General features: G+C 75.9%; 15 protein-coding genes, 1 pseudogene and 1 riboswitch. Of the genes and pseudogenes, 10 read left to right on the forward strand and 6 right to left on the reverse strand.

Annotated elements, in window-relative coordinates; all coding sequences use genetic code 11:
- The first annotated feature begins 28 nt into the window (after positions 1 to 28).
- Entirely contained in the window at positions 29 to 2479 is a 2451-nt protein-coding gene (locus AB0H57_RS00935) for a DNA translocase FtsK (RefSeq protein WP_357501405.1), read from the forward strand.
- A gap of 57 nt (positions 2480 to 2536) precedes the next feature.
- Here the strand turns inward: AB0H57_RS00935 and AB0H57_RS00940 are convergent, their stop codons facing one another.
- Entirely contained in the window at positions 2537 to 2782 is a 246-nt protein-coding gene (locus AB0H57_RS00940; protein WP_357501406.1) for a hypothetical protein, read from the reverse strand.
- Positions 2783 to 2895: 113 nt separating this feature from the next.
- Positions 2896 to 3210 carry an SMR family transporter gene (locus AB0H57_RS00945; protein WP_357501407.1) on the reverse strand — a complete coding sequence of 105 codons (315 nt, stop codon included), beginning with the start codon at positions 3208 to 3210 and terminating at the stop codon, positions 2896 to 2898.
- A gap of 56 nt (positions 3211 to 3266) precedes the next feature.
- Positions 3267 to 3329: riboswitch (guanidine-III (ykkC-III) riboswitch) on the reverse strand.
- Between the two features lie 90 nt (positions 3330 to 3419).
- On the opposite strand from AB0H57_RS00945, the gene AB0H57_RS00950 reads away from it, so the two are divergent.
- The 7 genes and pseudogenes from AB0H57_RS00950 to AB0H57_RS00980 all read left to right on the forward strand — a co-directional run.
- Complete coding sequence (locus tag AB0H57_RS00950; protein WP_357501408.1) at positions 3420 to 4343, forward strand: ornithine cyclodeaminase family protein; 924 nt, start codon at positions 3420 to 3422, stop codon at positions 4341 to 4343.
- A 126-nt stretch (positions 4344 to 4469) separates the two neighbouring features.
- Positions 4470 to 5969, forward strand: coding sequence for a 30S ribosomal protein S12 methylthiotransferase RimO (rimO, locus tag AB0H57_RS00955; protein WP_357501409.1), 1500 nt, complete (start codon positions 4470 to 4472; stop codon positions 5967 to 5969).
- A gap of 77 nt (positions 5970 to 6046) precedes the next feature.
- A complete protein-coding gene (gene pgsA, locus AB0H57_RS00960) occupies positions 6047 to 6628 on the forward strand; it encodes a CDP-diacylglycerol--glycerol-3-phosphate 3-phosphatidyltransferase (RefSeq protein WP_357501410.1) in 582 nt (193 codons plus the stop codon).
- A 66-nt stretch (positions 6629 to 6694) separates the two neighbouring features.
- A complete protein-coding gene (locus AB0H57_RS00965; protein WP_357501411.1) occupies positions 6695 to 7270 on the forward strand; it encodes a CinA family protein in 576 nt (191 codons plus the stop codon).
- A gap of 167 nt (positions 7271 to 7437) precedes the next feature.
- A complete protein-coding gene (locus tag AB0H57_RS00970) occupies positions 7438 to 7875 on the forward strand; it encodes a helix-turn-helix transcriptional regulator (RefSeq protein ID WP_357501412.1) in 438 nt (145 codons plus the stop codon).
- A gap of 188 nt (positions 7876 to 8063) precedes the next feature.
- The gene (locus AB0H57_RS00975; RefSeq protein WP_357501413.1) at positions 8064 to 8942 is read left to right on the forward strand and encodes a PspA/IM30 family protein; all 879 of its coding nucleotides are present in this window, start codon (positions 8064 to 8066) and stop codon (positions 8940 to 8942) included.
- Positions 8943 to 8965: 23 nt separating this feature from the next.
- Positions 8966 to 9715 (forward strand): annotated as a pseudogene (locus AB0H57_RS00980) (hypothetical protein); the annotation flags it as partial.
- Positions 9716 to 9916: 201 nt separating this feature from the next.
- On the opposite strand, the gene AB0H57_RS00985 reads toward AB0H57_RS00980, so the two are convergent.
- The 3 genes from AB0H57_RS00985 to AB0H57_RS00995 all read right to left on the reverse strand — a co-directional run bounded on the left by AB0H57_RS00985 (position 9917) and on the right by AB0H57_RS00995 (position 15193).
- A complete protein-coding gene (locus AB0H57_RS00985; RefSeq protein ID WP_357501691.1) occupies positions 9917 to 13546 on the reverse strand; it encodes a hypothetical protein in 3630 nt (1209 codons plus the stop codon).
- A gap of 586 nt (positions 13547 to 14132) precedes the next feature.
- The gene (locus tag AB0H57_RS00990) at positions 14133 to 14933 is read right to left on the reverse strand and encodes a DNA-formamidopyrimidine glycosylase family protein (protein ID WP_357501414.1); all 801 of its coding nucleotides are present in this window, start codon (positions 14931 to 14933) and stop codon (positions 14133 to 14135) included.
- 17 nt (positions 14934 to 14950) lie between these two features.
- Positions 14951 to 15193, reverse strand: coding sequence for a CPCC family cysteine-rich protein (locus AB0H57_RS00995; RefSeq protein WP_222953384.1), 243 nt, complete (start codon positions 15191 to 15193; stop codon positions 14951 to 14953).
- Positions 15194 to 15449: 256 nt separating this feature from the next.
- On the opposite strand from AB0H57_RS00995, the gene AB0H57_RS01000 reads away from it, so the two are divergent.
- Positions 15450 to 16034, forward strand: coding sequence for a hypothetical protein (locus tag AB0H57_RS01000; protein WP_357501415.1), 585 nt, complete (start codon positions 15450 to 15452; stop codon positions 16032 to 16034).
- A 67-nt stretch (positions 16035 to 16101) separates the two neighbouring features.
- Here AB0H57_RS01000 and AB0H57_RS01005 read toward each other — a convergent pair whose 3' ends face one another.
- On the reverse strand, positions 16102 to 20676 hold the full coding sequence (locus AB0H57_RS01005; RefSeq protein ID WP_357501693.1) for an ATP-dependent helicase: 4575 nt from the start codon (positions 20674 to 20676) through the stop codon (positions 16102 to 16104).
- A gap of 286 nt (positions 20677 to 20962) precedes the next feature.
- Between AB0H57_RS01005 and AB0H57_RS01010 the strand changes: the two genes are divergently transcribed.
- Entirely contained in the window at positions 20963 to 21340 is a 378-nt protein-coding gene (locus tag AB0H57_RS01010) for a hypothetical protein (protein ID WP_357501416.1), read from the forward strand.
- Positions 21341 to 21360 lie beyond the last annotated feature (20 nt).

Below are 21360 nucleotides of genomic sequence, written 5' to 3' on the forward strand. Positions count from 1 at the left end.
CACCGGGTGCCGCCGCTACGGTGACTCTATGGCGGGCCGTACCTCTCAGGCGAGCCGGCGGCGCGGCGCGTCGTCGCGCAACACGAACAGCCGTGCCCGCACCCCCGCGAAGAAGGCCACCCGGGCCAACGCCCGGCGGCGGCCGGCGGCCCGGCCGGGGCCGGCCGTCTACGTCGGACGCGCGGTCGGCGCACTGTGGATGGGGCTGGCCCACGGCGTGGGCTGGGCGGTGCGGGCCGCCGGCCGGCAGGCCGCGTCCGCCCGGGACCTGGACCCGGAGCACCGCCGCGACGGTGCCGGGCTGCTCCTGTTCGGCCTCGCCATCCTCAGCGCGGTGGCGATCTGGTTCTCCGGCGCGGGCCCGCTCGGCGCCCGGCTGGCCGACACGGTACGGCTCTTTCTGGGCGCCATCGCCGTGGTGGTCCCGGTGCTGCTGATGATCGGCGCCTGGCGGCTGATGCGCGCCGACGCCGACCCGGAGCACCGCGGTCGCGGCCTGGTCGGCTGGGGCTCCATGCTGGTCGCCACCGCCGCGATGCTGCACATCGGGCAGCACCCGGTGGACCAGGTGCAGCGGGACTACGCGGGCGGCCTGATCGGCGCCGGCGTCGGTGACCTGCTGGCGGGGGCGATCACCGCCTGGGTCGCGATGCCGCTGCTGATCCTGCTGCTGCTCTTCGGCCTGCTGGTGGTCACCGCCACCCCGATCAACAAGATCCCCGAGCGGCTCGGCATGCTGGCCGGCACGCTTGTCGCCCCGGACGGGACGGACGGCGCCGAGCCGGCCGAGCCGGCCGAGAAGCCGGCCCGCCGCCGCCCGGCCAAGCGGCTGCCGCCCCCGGTCGACCTGGACGACGCCGACGGCGTCCCCGCCGACGAGATCGACCTCCAGGACACCATGCCGCTGCCCCGCAAGCGGGTCCCGGCCAGCCGCAAGCCAGCGGAGCCGCCGGAGCACTCGCCGCTGCCCACCCGGGCCGAGCAGCTCGCGCTCACCGGCCTCGCCGGTGACTACACGCTGCCGCCGGCGAACATCCTCGGCAGTGGCGCCGCGCCGAAGACCCGCAGCAAGGCCAACGACCAGGTGATCGCCGCGCTGACCGGCGTGTTCGACCAGTTCGACGTGGATGCCGCGGTCACCGGCTTCACCCGCGGTCCCACGGTCACCCGCTACGAGGTCGAGCTGGGCCCGGGCGTCAAGGTCGAGCGGATCACCCAGCTCTCCCGCAACATCGCGTACGCGGTGAAGTCGCCGGACGTACGGATCCTCAGCCCCATCCCGGGCAAGAGCGCGGTGGGCGTGGAAATCCCGAACACCGACCCGGAGAACGTCTCCCTGGGCGACGTACTGCGTTCGCGGGCCGCCACCAGCGATCACCACCCGATGGTGGCGGCGCTCGGCAAGGACATCGAGGGCGGCTTCGTGGTGGCCAACCTCGCGAAGATGCCGCACATTCTCATCGCGGGGGCCACCGGCGCCGGCAAATCTAGTTGCCTGAATTCATTGCTTGTGTCCATTTTGACCCGGGCCACGCCGGACGAGGTGCGGCTGCTGCTGATCGACCCGAAGCGGGTCGAGATGACCGGCTACGAGGGCATCCCGCACCTGGTCACGCCGATCGTGACCAACGCCAAGAAGGCGGCCGACTCGTTGGAGTGGGTCGTCCGCGAGATGGACATGCGCTACGACGACCTCGCCGCCAACGGGGTCCGGCACATCGACGACTTCAACCGCAAGGTGCGCAACGGCGAGATCAAGGCCCCGCCGGGCAGCGAGCGGGAGCTGCGCCCGTACCCGTACCTGCTGGTGATCGTGGACGAGCTGGCCGACCTGATGATGGTCGCGCCGCGCGACGTGGAGGACTCCATCGTCCGGATCACCCAGCTGGCCCGGGCCGCCGGCATCCACCTGGTGCTGGCCACCCAGCGTCCCTCGGTCGACGTGGTGACCGGCCTGATCAAGGCGAACGTGCCGTCCCGGCTGGCGTTCGCCACCTCATCGCTGGCGGACTCCCGGGTCATCCTCGACCAGCCCGGCGCGGAGAAGCTGCTCGGCCGCGGTGACGGGCTCTTCCTACCGATGGGCGCGTCGAAGCCGATCCGGATCCAGGGCGCCTGGGTGACCGAGCGCGAGATCGCCGATGTGGTGAAGTTCTGCAAGGACCAGCGCGAGCCGGAGTTCCGCTCGGACGTGCTGACCGTGGCGCAGGACAGCAAGAAGAAGATCGACGAGGACATCGGCGACGACCTCGACCTGCTCGTGCAGGCCGTCGAGCTGGTGGTCACCTCCCAGTTCGGCTCGACCTCGATGCTCCAGCGCAAGCTGCGGGTCGGCTTCGCCAAGGCGGGCCGGCTGATGGACCTGATGGAGACCCGGGGCGTGGTCGGTCCGTCCGAGGGCTCCAAGGCCCGCGACGTGCTGGTCAAGCCGGACGAGTTGGCGGAGGTCCTGGCCGGCCTGCGCGGCGCCGGCGAGTGACGACCAGCGCGAGGGCCCGCCGGGTTCCCGGCGGGCCCTCGCGGAGTTCGGTGCCGCTCAGTTGTTCAGGATCGCGGCGGCCAGGGCGATGCCGATCACCGCGCCGACCACGCTCGCGGCGGCGGCGTACCAGCCCAGCGGCTTGTCGCCGAGGACGGCGCCGACAACGCCCAGGATCACGCCGAGCACGCCGAAGATGAGCGGGGACACGAAGATCGCGAGCGCCGCGAAGACGAAGCCCACGATGGTGCAGATCCGGGCGGCGTTGCTGCGCGGGCGGGCGGTGGTGTGCATGTCGGCCATGACGTCCTCCGTGAATCGAGAGCCTTGTGATGGTGGGTCGGGGCGATCACTACCCACTGCGGCCTCGCGCTACGCATCCGTTCCGATACACCCCACCGGGGCCCGGACCGGACTCAGTGGAACAGCTTGAGCCCGACCACCCCGGCCACCACCAGCGCCAGGCAGGCGATCCGCGGCAGGCTGGCCGGCTCGCCCAGGGCCAGCATGCCGACCAGCGCGGTGCCCACCGCGCCGATGCCGACCCAGACCACGTAGCCGGTGCCGACCGGGATGTCCCGCAGCGCGTACGCCAGGCCGGCCATGCTGGCCACCAACGAGACGCCGAAGACGGCGGAGGGGACCGGGCGGCTGAAGCCGGCGCTGCGGGCCAGGGCGATCGCCCACACGGTCTCCAGCAGTCCGGAGAGCACCAGCACGATCCAGGCCATGACGGCTCACCCCTGACAGGACGGGCCCGGCCACCGGGGCCGGGACGGGTGGTCACACCGGGGCGTCTTGGCCTGACCGGGTACGCCACCACTCGTCCGGGGCGGCCACAGCCGCCGACTCGACGCTAGCACCGCCGCGCGCCTCGGGGCGGTGACGAAGCCCACCACGGGTGGAGTTAACGCGAACTTCAGGTTGCACCATGGTCGGCATGACCCTGTTCCTCTCCGATGAGGACGTCACCGTCGCGGTCGACGCCCCGCTCGCCGTGGCCGCCATGCGCGACGCCCTGCTCGCCGCGTACGAGGGCCGGCTGATCGCCCCGCCCCGCGCCTCCGCCCCGCTGGGCGGGGGCCGGATGGTGCTCACCGCCGGTCACCTCGCCGGCGAGTGGTACGGCTTCCGCTCGTACGACACGTTCGGGCACCCGTACGGCGAGCAGCTGGTCGTGCTGCACGACGCCCGCAGCGGGGCGGTACGGGCCATCGCGGTGGGCGAGGAACTGGGCTCCCGGCGTACCGGGGGACTGGGCGGGGTGGCGGTGGACGCGCTGGCCCGCCCGGACGCGGCGACCCTCGGCGTGGTCGGCTCCGGCCGGCAGGCGTGGACCCAGGTCTGGGCCGCCGCCGCGGTCCGCCCGCTGCGCGAGGTGACCGTGCACAGCCGCTCGGCGGCGCGCCGGGAGGCGTTCGCCGCCCGGGTCCGGTCGGAGTTGGGGGTGCCGGCCCACGCGGTGGGCTCGGCCGCCGAGGCGGTCCGGGACCGGGACGTGGTGGTGCTCGCCACCACCAGCGTCACCCCGGTGCTGGCGGCCGCCGACCTCGCCCCGGGCACCCACGTCAACGCCGTCGGCTTCAAGCAGATCGACCGGCACGAGTTCGGCCCCGACCTGCTGGACGCCGCCGACCTGCTGGTCACCGACTCGCCCGCGCAGGCGGCCGGGTACGCCCCGCCGATGCTGGCCGCCGTCGAGCCGTACGCCGGGCGGTTGCGCGACCTGGGCGCGGTGCTGGCGGGGGCGGTGCCGGGCCGGACCGGCGCGGACCAGATCTCCCTCTTCTGCTCCACCGGCCTGGCCGGCACGGAGGTCTTCCTGCTCGACCGGCTGGCCCGCCGCACCGCCCCGGCGCGCTGACCCGCCGCCGCGCCGCCCGCGCCCAAAGTGTCAAGCGGGGGCCCCGCCGCTACCGAAAGCGTTGAGCGGGGGCCGCGCCTTGCACCCGGGCCTCGCGGGGTGCGCGGGGCGGGCCGGTACGCTCGGATGGTGTCTGCCACCTCCCCTGCCACCCCCGACGGCCGCCGCGTCGCCCTGCTGACCCTGGGCTGCGCCCGTAACGAGGTCGACTCGGAGGAGCTCGCCGCCCGGTTGCACGCCGACGGCTGGCAGGTCACCACCGACGGCGAGGGCGCCGACGTGGTGGTCGTGAACACCTGCGGCTTCGTGGAAAAGGCCAAGCAGGACTCGATCCAGACGCTGCTGGCCGCGGCCGACACCGGCGCCAAGGTGGTCGCCGCCGGCTGCATGGCCGAGCGGTACGGCCGGGAACTCGCCGACAGCCTCCCCGAGGCGCAGGCGGTGCTGAGCTTCGACGACTACCCGGACATCGCGGCCCGGCTGGACGCCGTGGTGGCCGGCGAGGCGATCGACGCGCACACCCCGCGCGACCGGCGTGAGCTGCTGCCGCTGACCCCGGTCAAGCGGCGGGACGCCGCCGTGTCGCTGCCCGGGCACGGCACCCCCACCCGGGTCGCCCCGCAGGCCGACGAGCACACCCCGGCGCACCTGCGGCAGGTGCTGCGGCGCCGGCTGGACACCGGGCCGGTGGCCTCGCTGAAGCTGGCCAGCGGCTGTGACCGGCGCTGCGCGTTCTGCGCCATCCCGGCGTTCCGCGGGGCGTTCGTCTCGCGTACCCCGGACGAGCTGCTGGCCGAGGCGGAGTGGCTGGCCAAGACCGGCGTCCGCGAGCTGGTGCTGGTCAGCGAGAACTCGACGTCGTACGGCAAGGACCTGGGCGACCCGCGGGCGCTGGAGAAGCTGTTGCCGCAGCTCGCCGCGATCGACGGGATCGTGCGGGTGCGGGCCAGCTACCTTCAGCCCGCCGAGACCCGGCCCGGCCTGGTCGAGGTGATCGCCACCACGCCCGGCGTGGCGCCGTACTTCGACCTGTCGTTCCAGCACTCCAGCGAGCCGGTGCTGCGCCGGATGCGCCGGTTCGGCTCGACCGACCGGTTCCTGGAGCTGCTCGCCTCGGCCCGGGCGCTGGCCCCGGCGGCCGGGGCCCGGAGCAACTTCATCGTCGGCTTTCCGGGCGAGACGAAGCAGGACGTGGCCGAGCTGGTCCGGTTCCTGACCGAGGCGCGGCTGGACGCGATCGGCGTGTTCGACTACAGCGACGAGGACGGCACGGAGGCCGCCGGGTTGCCCGGCAAGGTCTCCGCCGCCACCGTGAAACGCCGGTACGACCGGCTCGCCGCGCTCGCCGACGAACTCTGCTCGCAGCGGGCCGAGGAGCGACTCGGCGCGACGGTCGAGGTGCTGGTCGACTCGGTCGCCGACGGCGTGGTGGAGGGCCGGGCGGCGCACCAGGCGCCGGAGGTGGACGGCTCGACCACGCTGGTCGCCCCGGTGGGCGGCGGGGTCGACCTGGCCGCGCTGCGCCCGGGTGACCTGGTCCGCGCGACGGTCACCGCCACCGAGGGCGTCGACCTGGTGGCGGTGCCGGATGAGATGATCTCGGCGGCGCCCGGCGCGACGCGGTGACGGCGGGCCCGGACAGAGCGGGGGAGCCAGGTGGTGCGGTGCCGGATTCGCCACGGCGGCCGGGCGAGGGTGCGCCGATGACCGGGGCGACGGACTCCGCCGTGTCCCCGGTGCCGGTGTTCAACGCGGCCAACGGGCTCACCCTGCTGCGGCTGGTGCTGGTGCCGGTCTTCGTGGCGCTGGTGGCCGTCTCCACGATGAGTCACCCGGGCTGGCGGATCACGGCCTGCCTGGTCTTCGTCGTGGCCTCGTTCACCGACCTGGTGGACGGCTGGATCGCCCGCCGGTTCGGCCTGGTCACCTCGGTCGGCAAGGTGGCCGACCCGATCGCCGACAAGGCGCTCACCGGCGCCGCGCTGGTGCTGCTCTCGCTGCACGACGTCCTGCCCTGGTGGGTGACCGTGGTGATCCTGGCCCGCGAACTGGGCATCACCGCGCTGCGGTTCTGGGTGATCCGGCACGGCGTGATCGCCGCCAGCCGCGGCGGCAAGATCAAGACGGCGCTCCAGGTCCTCGCGATCGTCTGGTACCTGTGGCCGATGCCGGCCGCCCTGGTCCCGGTCGGGCCGTGGATCATGGGGGCCGCGGTGCTGGTCACCGTGGCCACCGGTTTCGACTACATCGTCCAGGCGCTCCGCCTGCGCCGGCCGGTCGCCTGATCCGGGGCCGCGCCGGCTGCCAAGATGAGTAGGGCAGCGGCAGCGGGGAAGGGACGGGAATCGGTCATGGGTACGGACGCGAACCACCGACGACCCGCCGGCAGCCCAGCGGCCGGCGTGGTGCACAGCCTGGTGGAGCGGCACGAGACGCTGGCCACGGTCGAGTCGCTCACCGGCGGCCTGCTCGCCGCCGCGATCGTGGAGATCGCCGGGGTGAGCGGCGTCTACCGGGGCGGCCTGGTCACCTACGCGACCGAGCTGAAGGCGGAGCTGGCCGGCGTGCCGGACGACCTGCTCGCCGAGCGCGGGCCGGTGGACCCGGATGTCGCCGTGGCGCTCGCCGAGGGCGGGCGCCGCCGGTGCGGAGCCGACTGGGGGCTCGCCACCACCGGGGTGGCCGGGCCGGAGCCGCAGGACGGCAAGCCGGTCGGGCTGGTCTACGTGGCCACGGCCGGGCCCGATGGCAGCACCGTACGCCGGCTGGACCTGGACGGCGGCCGGGATCACATCCGCTCCGCGGCGGTGATCGAGGCGCTGCGGCTGCTCGGCGAGCAGATCCACGGGCCCGACCGCGCCGGGGAGGGCCCGGCGGCGGGCACCGCCGAGGGGCGGGCCGCGTCGGCCGGCGCGGCCCGCCGGTAGGGGCGGCGGATGCGGGCGCCCGGCAAACCGGAGGGGCGGGGTGGGATGTCGGCGGGGCCGGCACCGGGTACGGTTGCGGGAAGGCTCCGCCGATCAGTTCGGCGCCGGAGCGGTCCGCCGCGTCCGGCCCGGCTGCGGCGCGGCGAGACCCGTCAGGGGGAGGTGCGATGGTCCTGCTACGCCGTGTGATCGGGGACGCGCTGCGGGCCCGCCGGCAGGGGCAGCACCGCACCCTGCGCGAGGTCTCCTCCGCCGCCAACGTCAGCCTGGGCTACCTCTCCGAGATCGAGCGTGGCCACAAGGAGCCCTCCAGCGAGCTGCTGGCCGCCATCTGCGACGCTCTGGGCGCCCGCCTGTCCGAGCTGCTGCGCGAGGTCAGCGACACGGTCGCGCTCGCCGAGCAGATGCCGGGGGTGCTGGTGCCCGTGCAGGACGAGCCGGTCGAGACCGCGCCGGTCGTGGCCAGGACCACCAACCGGGGCGTACGCCAGGTCAGCTCGGACGGCAAGGTCGCAGTCTCGGTCCGGCAGGACTCGCCGCTCAAGGCCACCCTCCGCAGCAGCCGGGTGCGCCCGGCCGACCGCGACGTGGTCTGCGCCGCCTGATCCGCCCGCGCGTCGTGGCCGCGGTGGTTTCGACCGCGTACGGTTGATCGCAGCCGCTGCGACGTCTCCGCTCCCCGGGTACGGATGCCGCCCTGGCGCCGGCCTGGGACGATGGACGCATCGCGCGTGACCGGTTCGACGGGCCGGCCGGCGAGGCCGAGCGACGCTACTGAGGGGATACCGCGGAGATGGCGAACCCGTTCGTCAAGGGTTGGAAGTACCTGATGGCGCTCTTCGGTGCCCGGATCGACGAGCACGCCGATCCGAAGGTGCAGATCCAGCAGGCCGTCGAGGAGGCGCAGCGCCAGCACCAGGCGCTCGTCCAGCAGGCCGCGGCGGTGATCGGCAACCAGCGTCAGCTCGAGATGAAGCTGTCCCGGCAGATGTCCGAGGTCGAGCGGCTCCAGTCGATGGCCCGGCAGGCGCTGGTGCTGGCCGACCAGAACCGCGCCAAGGGCGACGAGGCCGAGGCCGGGCGGTACGAGCAGTCCGCGCAGACCCTGGCCACCCAGCTGGTCTCCGCCGAGCAGGCCACCGAGGACCTGAAGACCCTGCACGACCAGGCGCTCGGCGCGGCCGCGCAGGCCCGCCGCGCGGTGGAGAACAACTCGATGATCCTCCAGCAGAAGCTCGCCGAGCGCACCAAGCTGCTCAGCCAGCTGGAGCAGGCCAAGATGCAGGAGAGCGTGGCCTCCTCGCTGGAGTCGATGTCGGCGCTGACCGCGCCCGCCAACACCCCGTCCCTGGACGAGGTGCGGGACCGCATCGAGCGCCGGTACGCCAACGCGATGGGCCGCGCCGAGCTGGCCGGCAACTCCGTCGAGGGCCGGATGCTGGAGATCCAGAAGGCGAGCCTGGACACCGCCGGCACGTCCCGGCTGGAGCAGATCCGGGCCAGCATGGCCGGTGAGCAGCTCGCCGGCCGGCAGGAGCGGCCCGCCATGGAGCAGCAGCGCACCGAGTCCGCGGCGCCGGCCGCCGACCCGGCCGCCGCCGCCCGGCTGGACGAACTGCGGGCCAGCGTGTCGCGCGAGCGCAACACGGGGGACACCACAGCCGCCGGCTGAACGGGCCGGTCGAGGAGGTAGGCATGGCGGACGAGCGGGCGAGACACTTCCGCCGACTGCGGCGGCTGCGCCGCTCGGCACGACGGTGGAGCGTGCTGGCCGGCGGGCTCGGTGGGGCCGCCGCCGTGCTCACCCCGTACGCGGGGATCGGGCTGGGGGACGCGGCCTGGGCGGGTGCGGCGGGCGGTGCGCTGGCGCTGGCCGCGTGGCGCTGGGCCGACCTGCGTGCGCTCGCCGCCCAGCCGGCCCCGCCCGCGCTGGACCCGGCCGAGGCCGCGGCCCGCAACCGGGCCCGGCTGGTGGCCGCGGTGGAACGCCTGCCGGTGGGCCCCGGGGTGCTGGCCGAGGTGCGCCGGGTCCGGTCCCGGATGGCGCTGCGCGGCACCGGCGCGGCGGAACCCTTCGCCCGGCTGGACCGGGCCGCGCTGACCCTGGCCGGGATGGCCGGCCGGCTGACCGGCCTGGCCGAGCCGGCGGTACGCGAGGCGACCGCCGCCGACCGGTCGCTGCGGGACCTGGCGTTCCGGGTGGCCGGGGTGGAACGCGCGCTGCGGCTCGCCCCGGCGGAGGCCCGGCCGGCACTGGCCGAGGCGCACCGGGAGCTGGCCGGGCAGCTGGACAGCGGGGTGACCGCGTACGAGGGGCTGGTCGTCGCGGCAGCCGGCTACGTCGCCGAGGACGCCCGCCCGACCGGCGAGCAGCCGTCCGCGGCCCGGCTGGTCGAGGCGACCGACCTGCTGCACGGGGTGACCGCCGCGCTGGCCGAGCTGCGCGGTGCCGACGACCCGCTGCGCGCCCCGGCCGGTGGCCCGGCGCGCGCCCCGGCCGCCGCCTCCTGGCCGCCCGTGGCCGGCGATCCGCCGCGCGCCCCGGCGGCCGACCCGTGGGCCGCGACGGACCCGCTGGCCGCGGCCCCCGCCACCGACCACTGGGGCTCGGCCGGCCCGCTGCGCGCCACCGGTCACTGACGGTGGTCAGGTCGGCGTGGTCACCGGCACTGGGCCGGTGAACGGCGAGCTGCCCACCACGTTGTACGAGCGGATCCGGTAGTGGTAGGTCACCCCGCGGGCCAGCCCGGTGTTGGTGAAGCCGCGCCCGGTCACGGTGAAGGTGACCAGCTCCCGGGTGAACGCCGGATCGGCGGCCCGTTGCACGATGAACCCCGCGCCGGGCCCGGACGGGGTGCTGGCCGCCCAGCTCAGCGTGACGGTCGCGGTGTCCGGGCCGGGGGCGCCGGCGGTGGCCGCCACGGCGGTGGGGGTGCCGGGGGCGGGCGGGGTGGCGACCGTGGCGACCGTCGACCAGGGTGAGGCGGCGCCGAGGTACGTGGTCCGGACCCGGTAGTAGTACCGGGTGTCCGGCGCCACCGCCGGGTCGAGGTGGTTGTCGCCGACCGGGATGGCGGTGGTGCCCGGCCCGCTGGTGAAGGTCGGGTTGGTGGCCCGCTGCACGTCGATCCCGGTGGCGAAGGAGCGGTTGGTCCAGCGCAGCCCGACCCGCAGCGGCGCGGCCGCCGGGATCGCGGCGGTCAGCCCGGCCGGTGCGGCCAGCCCCACCGAGGCGGGCACGCTGTTCGACCAGGCCGAGCAGCTCGCCGCGTTCTCGGCCCGGATCCGGTAGTGGTAGGTGACGCCGGGGGTGACGGTGGCGTCGGTGTACCGGGTCGCGGTGCCGGCCACGGTGATCAGGGTGACCCCGGCGGTGAAGCCGGCGTCGGTGGCCCGCTGGAGCTGGTGGCTGGTGGCGGCCGGCCGGGCCCCGTTACCCGTCCAGGCCAGCACGATCGCCGGCAGGGCGGTGGCCGAGCCGGCGGCCGGGGTGGCGGTGAGCCCGGTCGGTGCCTTCGGCGACACCCGCAGCACCAGCGGGCGGCTCATCCCCTGGTCCCGGTGGCTGCCGGACTGGCTCTGCCAGCGGTACTCCCAGCCCAGGTTGACCAGTTGGTTGGTGACCGCCGCCGGGCGGCCGTCGACCGGGCTGATCGGGGTGGTGCCGGTCCGCGCGCCGGCCGGGCGGGTCGGGTCGAGCAGCCGAACGCTGTCGCCGATCTTGAACGGCAGGGCGGGCACGACGGGGCGCAGCGCCACCACCACGTCCTCCCGCGGGTTGACCCGCAGCGTTTCCTTCCAGCCCAGCTCCGCCGGCTCGGGCGCCCGGGTGGCGCCGTCCCAGCCGACCCGGTTGATCACCTGTACGTCGCAGCCGGCCAGATGCACCGCCTCGGTCTGCCGGCTGTTGCCGCTGATCCGCCAGAGCTGAGTGCCGTCGCCGGGGGTGCCCGGACCGGCCGCCGGGTCGGCCGCCACCAGCACCTCGGTCGCCGGATCGGTGGGGCCGAGCGGCAGGGTGGCCGGGGTCAGCGGACCGGCGTACGGGTGGCCCACCCCGAGCCGCCCCACCAGCCGGCCGTGCCGGGGTTCGAAGACCTGCTCCACCGCCTTCACCGCCAGCGGCAGGGTGACCGGGCCGGGCGCCCCGGCCGGGGTGAAGCTGACCGTGGTGGCGTGCGCCGACACCACCGTCTCCCGCGCCGTCCGGCCGCCGAACGCCCGGTCGTACGCCGGCTGCGGCACGATCGGCGGCCGCTGGCTTTCCGCGTACGCCCCGGGCAGGCGCTCGGCGAGGCGGGCCAGGTCGTACGGCTCGGCGGGCGGGCCGGCCACCCGGAACTGGAGCAGGGTCCGGGTGTTCGGGCCGTACCCGGGACGGGTGCCCGGCGAGCCGCCGACCGGGCTGCGGTCGGGGGCGCCGGTGTGGTGGTCGTGGCGCGGGTCCGCGGCGGGCAGCGGGGCCGGGCAGTCGTTGTACAGGATCAGCGTGCTGCCCGGCGGTACCCGGGAGAAGTCGACCAGCACGTCGGCCCGTTCGCCGGGGGCGAGCAGCAGGGCGTGGCCGGCCACGTTGAGCACGGTCGGGTCGGTCCGGTCGTACCGGTAGCCGACCGGGCGGCTCGGCACCACCACGGGGGCGGGCAGCAGGCCGCACTCGTTGCCGATCTGGATCAGGTCCGGCCCGGCGGCCCCCGGGTCGGGCACGCCCTCCTCCCGGCCGTCGGTCGGCCAGCCGGCGGGGCGATCCGGGGCGCGTACCGCCTCGACCATCGGCACCTCGCCGGCGTCCGGATCGGCCAGGCTGCCGTCGGGGTGCCACATGGGCGCGTCCGAGCCGGCCCGGTAGAGCTGGAGGTTGAGGCTGCGGTCGGCGCAGGCGTTGAGGATCCGGAACCGGTACGCCCCGGGCCGCACCGTCAGGTACGGGTAGGCCACCCCGTTCACCAGCGGGGTGTCCCCGTACGCCCCGGGGACCGCCGACGGGTGCGGCAGGTCCGGGGCCAGCGGCGGCTCGTCCGGGGCGGCCACCGGGTCGTGGTGCGGGTTGGGCACCGGCCCGGCGTCGGGTCCTGGGCCGTGCGACCAGGGCCCGTACTCCCAGCGGCCGGTCGGGTTCCGGCCGCCGGCCCGCCACGGGTTCTGCCGGGGCTGGTAGACGTGCGGCCACCAGAGGCTGCCCTTGGCGCCCCAGCGGTCCCGGTCCCAGGTCGGGTCCTGGGCGGCGAGCTGCGCGTCGTCCGGCACGAACGTCATGTCCTGGATGACCAGCGGCACCTGCTCGGCGGGCAGCACCCCGTCGGCGACGAGGCGTTCCTCGGCCGGGTCGGTGAGCAGGTAGAGGGCCAGTTGCCCGGAGTAGGTGGTGAGCCGGGACAGCCCCAGGGTGTTGTCGTGCAGCCACATCAGCCGGCCGCTCTGCTCGTTCGGCCAGTAGAGGGTGGTGGCGCCGACGCCCGGGTCCGGCATGTCCGGCACCGCCGTCAGGCCCGGCCCGGTCGGGTACGGGGTGATCTCACCGGCCGGGGTGACCCACTGGGTGGGGTTGCCGGCGCTGATCCAGCCGGTCTGCGCCCCGTGCAGGTGCGGCACCGCCCGGTTCTGCGGCAGCGGGGCGGGCCCGTCCAGTGGGCCGGTCGCCGCCCCGTCCAGGCTGGCGTCGACCGGGAGGAAGAGTTCCCCGGCCCGGCCGGTGGGCAGCCGGTTGATGAACTTGACCCGGACCGGCCGGCCGCGCCGGGCGACGATCAGCGGCCCGGTCGGGCTGGGCCGGGCCGGCGGCGTGACGGTGTTGTGCCCGGACGGGTCGGTGCCCAGGTTGAGCTGGCGATAGCCGCGCAGCCGGGTGGCCGGCAGGTCGGGGTGCAGGCGGTGCGCGTACTCCTGGAGCGCGATCTCGTAGTAGTCGCAGCCCGGCCAGCTGATCTTGTCGGGCACCGCGACCGGCAGCGACGCCACCCGCCCGGTCCGGTCGTCGTCGGTGACGGGCCCGGCGGGCGGCGGCGCGGCGGGCGGCGGCGCGGGCACCGGCAGCGGCGCGACGAACTTGCGGAGGCCGGTGCCGGGCACCACCCGCCCGGCCGGGTCGAGCACCGGCAGGGGGCTGCCGGCGACGTTCGGCACCGGGCCGAACAGCCGGGGCACGGCCGCCGGGTCGAGGCTGGCCGGCGTGGGCGCGGTCTCGTCGGGGGTACGCGCGCCGGGCACGGCGGGCTGGTCACGGGCCGGGACCTCGGGGTCCACCCGGTTCGGCCGGAGTCTGCGGAACAGCACCATGGCTCTCCCCGGGTGCCGGGGCGCGACGGCCACCACCCCGACGTGGTGGGCGCCCGCGCTGCTGACGTTCGGTGAGCGTGCCATCGCAGCATGCGGTGCGAACAGGCCAGCGGGGAAGTACCCATTCGTCCGTATCTCGGGCGATCTTGCCGTTTGGTGGAAGTTCCACGCCTCTGGCGCGCGGTGGGGTTCTTGCCAGTACCGCCGACCGGGGCGTGCGACCGGATGCCCGCGCCGGTCGACGGGGGTCTCAATAGCCTACGAACTTGACGACGTGAACGAATCACCGCGCGGGCGGGATGCGGAATGTCGCTCGATCCCGCAGCCCGGTTGATTCGTTTACGACATCAAGTTCGTACGCTGCGGACCGACCACCGCCCGGGGCAGCCAGCCGTCCCGGGCCAGCCGCCCGACCCGCCGCCTGACCAACCGCCTGACCAAACCGCCTGACCGGCCGCCTGACCGGCCGCCCGACCAACCGCCCGCCCGACCGGCCGGCGCAGGCACGCGGTTCGCCCGGGCCGTCCAGTCCGGCGCCGCTCACGACGCGGCCGAATGCCGCCATCGGCCAGCGCCTGCTCGCCGGTCAGCTCGCCGGCTGCGGGCCGGGCTGGCAGACCGGGCACCAGTAGGTGACCCGCTCGCCGAGCTCCGCCTTGCGGATCGCCGTGCCGCACCGCCGGCAGGGCTGCGCCCGCCGGCCGTAGACGTAGCTGGTCGCCCCGTGGTGCAGCGATCCGGTGGTGCTCTGCGTCCACCGCCCCCGATTGGCCGCCAGCAGCCGCTGCGCCAGGGCCACCGTGCCCGGCAGGTCCGGCACGTCACGGACCGGCGTCCACGGGGAGACCCCGCGCAGGAAGAGCACCTCGCACTTGTAGAGGTTGCCCACCCCGGCCAGGTTGCGCTGGTCCAGCAGCGCGTCGGCGACGGTCGCCTCGGGCTGCGCGGCGAGCCGGCGGACCGCCTCGTCCGGGTCCCAGTCCGGGCCGAGCAGATCCGGCCCGAGGTGCCCGACCAGGGACTCCTCCTCGGCGGCCGGCACCAGGGCCAGCTCGTGCAGGTGGTAGCCGACCGCCACCGCACCGGGGCTGCGCAGCACCACCCGGATCAGATGCGCCGGCCGGGCCGTCCAACGCTCACCTGGGGCGTACGCCCGCCAGGCGCCGTCCATCCGCAGGTGGGAGTGGAGGGTGCGGCGGTCGCCGTCCGGGGCGGTGAGCCGGAGCAGCAGGTGCTTGCCCCGGCTCACCGACTCGCGGACCGTCCAGCCGGTCAGGTCGGTCGTGGCCAGCTGCGGCACCCGGAAGTCCGAGCCGGTCAGCGTGGCGCCGGCCAGCGCGCGGTGCAGCACGCGGGCGGTGTTCCAGACGGTGTCGCCTTCGGGCACGACCCATTGTCCCTCGGTCAGGGGCGTTCGTCGGGGCGGGCCGGGCGGACCAGGTCCTGGTAGCGGGGGTGGCTGGCGCCGTAGACGGCGAAGTTGAGCCGGGCGTGGGCGAGGCTGAGGTCGCCGTTCGGGCCGCCGCGCACCACGTCGGCGTCGGCCTCGGCCTGCCCGTCGTCGGTCCAGAAGCAGACCGGGCAGGTGCCGCCGCCGGTCAGTGCGGCGCAACAGGGACAGGCGACGGGAACCTCGAGCTCACCCACCCGAGAAGCATTCCACACCGGACGCCGCGAAGCAGTCGGCGATCGGCCCTGTTCCCGGCCACCGGGCGCCGTCACCGGTCGACGGCGGCGGTGACGGTGAGCAGCTCACCGGGGCCGGCCGCCAGCACGTCGGCGGGCGGCCGCCGTCGACCGCCACCCGGACGGTCACGTCGATCACCCGGACCTCGGGGGCGAGCCGGGCGATCACCCGACCGGCCGGTGCCTGCCCGCGCGGCCGCTCGGGCAGACTGCCGGAGTGACGAAACGCCTTCGCATGATGTCGACCGCTGCCGCCGCCGCTGTGCTCGTCCTCAGCCTGAGCGCCTGTGGGAAGGACGACGCGGACCCCGACGGCGGCTCCTGGGCGGACGGCCGGTCCCCGGCCCCGGCCGCCAGCGCGACCGCGGCGACCGCGCCGACCGCGCCGGCCGCGGCGCCGACGCCGGCGGGGACGTCCACGAAGGACGTCCCGCCCGCCCAGCGCCGGCCCACCGAGAGCCCGTCCACCCCGCCGTTCGCCATGCCCACCAAGGCCGCGGGGACGCCGTCCGCGCGCGCCGTCGTCGACGCGTTCCGGGCGGCCGGCCTGACCGTGCCGAACGTGCGCGACCGGACCCGGGACTGCGGGCCGGACGGCCTGGGCATCGGCTGCGCCCAGCTGGTCGCCACCGACGCCGTCGCCGTGTACGTCTTCCCCGACGAGGCGACCGCTACCAACCAGACCGAGATGTGGGGCACCGACGCGCACCGGTCGGGCGCGGTGGTGCTGAACTACCTGGGCACCCGGACCCCCACCGCCGAGCGGCAGCGCTACGCCGCCGTCCTGGCCAAGCTGGGCTGAGCCGCTACCGGCCGGTCATCCCACGCCACGGTCGCCCGCCCGGGTGGGCCGGTGTGGGCTTGGCCGGTCAGCCGCGCAGCCGCAGACCGCGCGGGGTGGCCCGGAAGCCGGCCGCGGTGAGCGCGTCCCGCAGCGGCGAGGAACGCACCGCCTCACCGTCGGCCCGTTCCACGGACATCGCGCCCAACGCGCCGGAGTGCACCGCGTCGGCGAGCGCCTTGCCGGCGGCGGTGAGCGCGTCCGCGTCGTCGGTAAAGGAGAGCAGGGTCCGCCCGCCCCGCTCGACGTAGAGCGCCAGCTCGCCCTCCACCAGCACGACCAGCGCCCCGGCCTTGCGGCCGGCCCGGTGCCCGGTGGCCGGCGCGGCGCCGTCACCCGAGTCGACCACCCGCTCCGGCCAGGGCAGCGCGGCGCCGTACGGGTTCGCCGGGTCGGTGGCCGCCAGCACCAGCGTCGGCCCGCCCCGACCCCGGACACCCCCGCCCGGGTCGGCCAGGGCGCGGAGCCGGTCCACCGCCCCGGGCACCGCGAACTGGGCCGCCCCCAGGCCCTCCACGAAGTAGCCACGGCGGGCCGCGCCGCGCTCCTCCAGCGCGGACAGCACCGGGTAGACCGCGGCGAACCCGCCGGTCACCTGCTCGGCCACGACCGCGCCCCGGGTCACCACGCCGTGCCGTTCGAGCAGCAGGTCGGCCAGCGCGGCGGCCCGGCGGGTGGGGTCGAGATCGCGCTCGGGTAACCGGGACCAACGGCCGGCGACGGTCGGCGGGCCGCCCCGGCTGGGCAGCGCCATCCGGCCGGGGCGGCGGTAGCGGGTGCGCGGGGCGGCCGGCCGGGACCGGTGCGCGCCGCCGCCGCCGAGCGCCGCCCGCAGCGGGGCCAGGGTGTCGTTGGTGAGCTGACCGGCCCAGACCAGATCCCAGATCGCGGCGGCCAGCGCGGTGTCGTCGGTGGACCCGACCCGGTCGGCCAGCGACCGGAAGAAGAGCGCCTGCCCGTCGGCGAGCGCGTCGAGGATCGCCTCGTGCAGCGGCGTCAGGGCCGCCGCGTCGTCCGGCGGTGGGAGCAGCAGCGGCGCGGTGTCCGCGTACGCCAGGGTGACCCAGCCGTCGCCGCCGGAGATCGCGCCGGAGCCGGCCCAGACCACCTCGCCGCCGGCGCAGAGCTCGTCGAGCTGGGCGGGGGAGTAGTCGGCCACCCGGGCCGGCAGCACCAGGCGCTCCAGGGCGGAGGCGGGCACCGCGAGGCCCTGCAACTGCTCGACGGTGGCGGCGACCGCCTCGACGCCCCGGGCGGACGAGCCGACCTGCTGCCAGCGCGGCAGGAACGTGGCCAGGGCCTTCGGCGGCACCGGCTCGATCTCCCGGCGTAGGGCGGCCAGCGAGCGGCGGCGCAGCAGCCGCAGCACCTCGGCGTCGCACCACTGGGTGCCGACGCTGTCCGGGGCGAACTCGCCGGAGACCACCCGGCCGGTGGCGGCGAGCCGGCGCAGCGACTGCTCGACGACGAAGATCCCGAGCCCGAACCGGGCGGCGCAGGTGGCCGCGGCGAACGGGCCGTGGGTGCGGGCGTACCGGGCGACCAGGTCGCCGAGCGGGTCGGCCACCGGCGTCAGGTACGCCTCGGCCACCCCGACCGGCAGGGCGGCGCCGAGCGCGTCCCGCAGCCGGCCGGCGTCCTCCACGCCCACCCAGCGGTCCTCGCCGGCGATCCGGACCGGCAGCACCCGGCGGGCCGCGGCCAGCTCGGTCAGCCACCCGACCGGTACGCCTCGCTCGGCCAGCTCCGCCTCGCTCAGGTCGCCGACCACCCGGAGCAGCTCGACCACGTCCTCGGCGTCGCGGGCCCGGCGTTGCTCGGTGCGCCAGCGCAGCTGCCGTTCGGTTTCGGCGAGCACCGCCGGGTCCAGCAGCTCGCGCAGGTCGACCCGGCCGAGCAGCTCACCGAGCAGGGCCGAGTCGAGGGCCAGCGCGGCGGCGCGCCGCTCGGCGAGCGGGGCATCCCCCTCGTAGAGGAACGCCCCGACATAGCCGAAGAGCAGCGAGCGGGCGAACGGCGACGGGCGGTCGGACTCCACCTCGACCAGGCGCACCTTGCGGCTGCCCAGGTCGCGCATCAACCCGGCCAGCGCGGGCTGGTCGAAGACGTCCTGGAGGCATTCCCGGGCCGCCTCCAGGGTGACCGGGAAGTCGGCGTACTCCCGGGCGACGTCGAGCAGCTGGGCGGCGCGCTGGCGCTGCTGCCAGAGTGGCTGGCGGCGGCGCGGGTCGCGGCGGGGCAGCAGCAGCGAGCGGGCCGCGCACTCCCGGAACCGGCTGGCGAACAGCGCGGACGTCCCGACGGACTCCTCGACCAGCTGGGCGATCTCGTCGGGCTCGAAGACCACCACGTCCGCGCCGGGCGGGGAGTCGGCGGTGTCCGGCAGCCGGACCACGATCCCGTCGTCGGAGGGCATCACCTGGGCGTCCACGCCGTACCGCTCGGCGAGCCGACGGCCGATGGCCAGCGCCCACGGGCCGTTGACCCGGGCGCCGAGCACCGAGTGCACGGCGAGACGCCAGTCGCCCAGCTCGTCGCGGAACCGCTCGACCACCACCGTACGGTCGTCGGGCAGGGACCGGGTGGCGGCCTGCTGCTCCCGCAGGTAGGCCAGCAGGTTCCCGGCCGCCCAGTCGTCCAGCCCGCCGGCGCGCAGCGCGGTCAGCGCGTCGGCGTCGCTCTGCCGCAGCAGCCCTCGGACCCGGGCGCCGATCGCCCGGCCCAGCTCCACCGGCCGGCCGAGCTGGTCGCCCTTCCAGAACGGCATCCGGGCGGCCTGACCGGGGGCGGGGGAGACCAGCACCCGGTCGGGGGTGATCTCCTCGATCCGCCAGGACGAGGAGCCGAGCAGGAAGACGTCGCCGACCCGCGACTCGTAGACCATCTCCTCGTCCAGCTCGCCGACCCGCGCGGCGCGTTCCGCGCCGGCCAGGAACACTCCGAAGAGCCCCCGGTCGGGGATGGTGCCGCCGCTGGTCACGGCGAGCCGCTGCGCGCCGGGCCGGCCGGTGAGCACGTCGGCCGCCCGGTCCCAGACCAGGCGGGGACGCAGCTCGGCGAAGGCGGTGGACGGGTAGCGGCCGGAGAGCATGTCCAACACCGCGTGCAGCGCCGAGTCGGGCAGCTCGGCGAAGGGCGCGGCCCGGCGGACGACCGCGGCCAGGTCGCCGACCCGCCACGGCTCGAGCGCCACCATCGCCACGATCTGCTGGGCGAGCACGTCGAGCGGGTTGCGCGGGTAGTGCAGCTCCTCGATCGCACCGGCCCCCATCCGCTCGGCGACCACCGTGCAGGAGAGCAGGTCGCCCCGGTGCTTCGGGAAGACCACGCCGCGGGACACCGCCCCGACCTGGTGCCCGGCCCGGCCGACCCGCTGCAGCCCGGCGGCTACGCTGGGCGGCGCCTCGATCTGCACGACCAGGTCGACCGCGCCCATGTCGATGCCCAGCTCCAGGCTGGAGGTGGCCACCACGGCCGGCAGCTGACCGGACTTGAGCGCCTCCTCGATGTGCTTGCGCTCCTCGCGGGAGACGCTGCCGTGGTGGGCCCGGGCGATCACCGGCGCGGCGCCGGCCGCCGCACCGGACTGGGCCATCACCTCGGCGGGTGGGCGGGGCGCCCGCAGCGGCCCCGCCGGGCCGTCGCCCACCGGCCCGTCCGCGCTCAACTCCTCGGCGGCCAGCTCGTTGAGCCGGGCGCAGAGCCGCTCGGCGCTGCGCCGCGAGTTGGTGAAGACGATCGTCGAGCGGTGCGACCGGATCAGCGCGAGGACCCGCTCCTCGACGGCCGGCCAGATCGAGGCGCGCCGGGGGCCCGGCCCGCCGAGGTCGTCCGCGGGCTCGTCCTGCTCGTCCAGGCGGGTCATGTCCTCCACCGGCACCTGGACGCTGACCTCGATGGTCTTGCTGCTGGGCGGCTGGACGACCTCGACCGGGCGGGCGCCGCCGAGGAAGCGGGCGCAGCCGTCGATCGGACGCACCGTGGCCGACAGCCCGATCCGCTGGGCGGGCCGTTCCAGCAGCGCGTCGAGGCGCTCCAGGGAGAGCGCCAGGTGGGCGCCGCGCTTCGTGCCGGCGACCGCGTGCACCTCGTCCACGATCACCGTCTCGACCCCGCGCAGGGAGTCCCGTGCCGCCGAGGTGAGCAGCAGGAACAGCGACTCCGGGGTGGTGATGAGGATGTCCGGCGGGGTGCGGGCGAAGACCCGCCGCTCGTCGGCCGGGGTGTCGCCGGTGCGCATGCCGACGGTGATCCCGGGTGGCGCGATGCCGAGCCGGGTGGCGGCCTGGCGGATGCCGGCCAGCGGGGCGCGCAGGTTGCGCTCGACGTCGACCGCGAGCGCCTTGAGCGGGCTGACGTAGAGCACCCGGCAGCGTCGCCGGGCGTCGGCCGGCGGCGGCTCCTGGGCCAGCCGGTCGAGCGACCAGAGGAAGGCGGCGAGGGTCTTGCCGGAGCCGGTCGGCGCGACCACCAGCGCGTTGCGCCCGGCGGCCACCGCCTGCCACGCGCCGACCTGGGCGGGGGTGGGCGCGGCGAAGGCGGCGGCGAACCACTCCCGGGTCGCCGGGCCGAAGTCGGCGGTCACCGGCTCGGCCCCGCCCACCGGGCCGCCCCGACCGCGGCGGTCGTTTGCCGGGTCGCCCCGACCGGAGCCGTCCGCCGGGCCGCCCCGACCGCGGCCGTCCGCGGCGCCTGCCTGATCCGTCACGCTCCCATCCTGCCCCGCTGGTCCGACAGTCGACCGGTCCGGGCGGGTGGCCTGTCCGGCTCTGGGACCTTACATGCCAGATCAAGATGGTTGATGTGTTAAGTCTTACTTAACAGCTTGCTTGGTGCCCGCAACGTAAAGTAACTTCTCTTGCAACGGGGCATCGGGTGGAGGAACGCGGATGGCGGTCGAGGGGGCTCGCTTCACGCCCGGCACCGACGTGCTCATCCGCAAGGTCGACAGCCACCTCGCCGCGCTCCGGGCCACCCTGCAGGGGGCGGAGCTCGAGCTGGCCGAGCGGCTCGCCGACTGCCTCAAGGAGCTGGTCGGCTGCACCGCGCAGGCCAGCGCCGCCGACCGGGGCCAGGTCCGGGCCGCCGTGCACTTCTTCGTCCTGCGCCGGGAGAGCCGAGGCCGGTTGCTGTCGGTGCGCTCGCTGGCCGCGGCCCAACGGGTGGTGAACCGGGTGGCCATTCAGCTCGACCGGCCCGACCTCGCCGTCGAGGTCCGCCCGGCGCGCGAGACGGCGCTCTCCACCGGCGACCCCGCGCTGCGCTGACGAGCTGCCGACCCGCAGCG

It is taken from the genome of Micromonospora sp. NPDC050686 (assembly GCF_040654475.1).
Taxonomy (GTDB): Bacteria; Actinomycetota; Actinomycetes; order Mycobacteriales; family Micromonosporaceae; genus Micromonospora.

Bases quoted from the DNA above. Each gene is read 5' to 3' on its own strand.
- AB0H57_RS00985 (WP_357501691.1), bottom strand. From the start codon at position 13,546: ATGGTGCTGTTCCGCAGACTCCGGCCGAACCGGGTGGACCCCGAGGTC.
- AB0H57_RS00975 (WP_357501413.1), top strand. From the start codon at position 8,064: ATGGCGAACCCGTTCGTCAAGGGTTGGAAGTACCTGATGGCGCTCTTC.
- pgsA (WP_357501410.1), top strand. From the start codon at position 6,047: ATGACCGGGGCGACGGACTCCGCCGTGTCCCCGGTGCCGGTGTTCAAC.
- AB0H57_RS01010 (WP_357501416.1), top strand. From the start codon at position 20,963: ATGGCGGTCGAGGGGGCTCGCTTCACGCCCGGCACCGACGTGCTCATC.
- AB0H57_RS00965 (WP_357501411.1), top strand. From the start codon at position 6,695: ATGGGTACGGACGCGAACCACCGACGACCCGCCGGCAGCCCAGCGGCC.
- AB0H57_RS00935 (WP_357501405.1), top strand. From the start codon at position 29: ATGGCGGGCCGTACCTCTCAGGCGAGCCGGCGGCGCGGCGCGTCGTCG.
- AB0H57_RS00940 (WP_357501406.1), bottom strand. From the start codon at position 2,782: ATGGCCGACATGCACACCACCGCCCGCCCGCGCAGCAACGCCGCCCGG.
- AB0H57_RS00945 (WP_357501407.1), bottom strand. From the start codon at position 3,210: ATGGCCTGGATCGTGCTGGTGCTCTCCGGACTGCTGGAGACCGTGTGG.
- AB0H57_RS00970 (WP_357501412.1), top strand. From the start codon at position 7,438: ATGGTCCTGCTACGCCGTGTGATCGGGGACGCGCTGCGGGCCCGCCGG.
- rimO (WP_357501409.1), top strand. From the start codon at position 4,470: ATGGTGTCTGCCACCTCCCCTGCCACCCCCGACGGCCGCCGCGTCGCC.
- AB0H57_RS00950 (WP_357501408.1), top strand. From the start codon at position 3,420: ATGACCCTGTTCCTCTCCGATGAGGACGTCACCGTCGCGGTCGACGCC.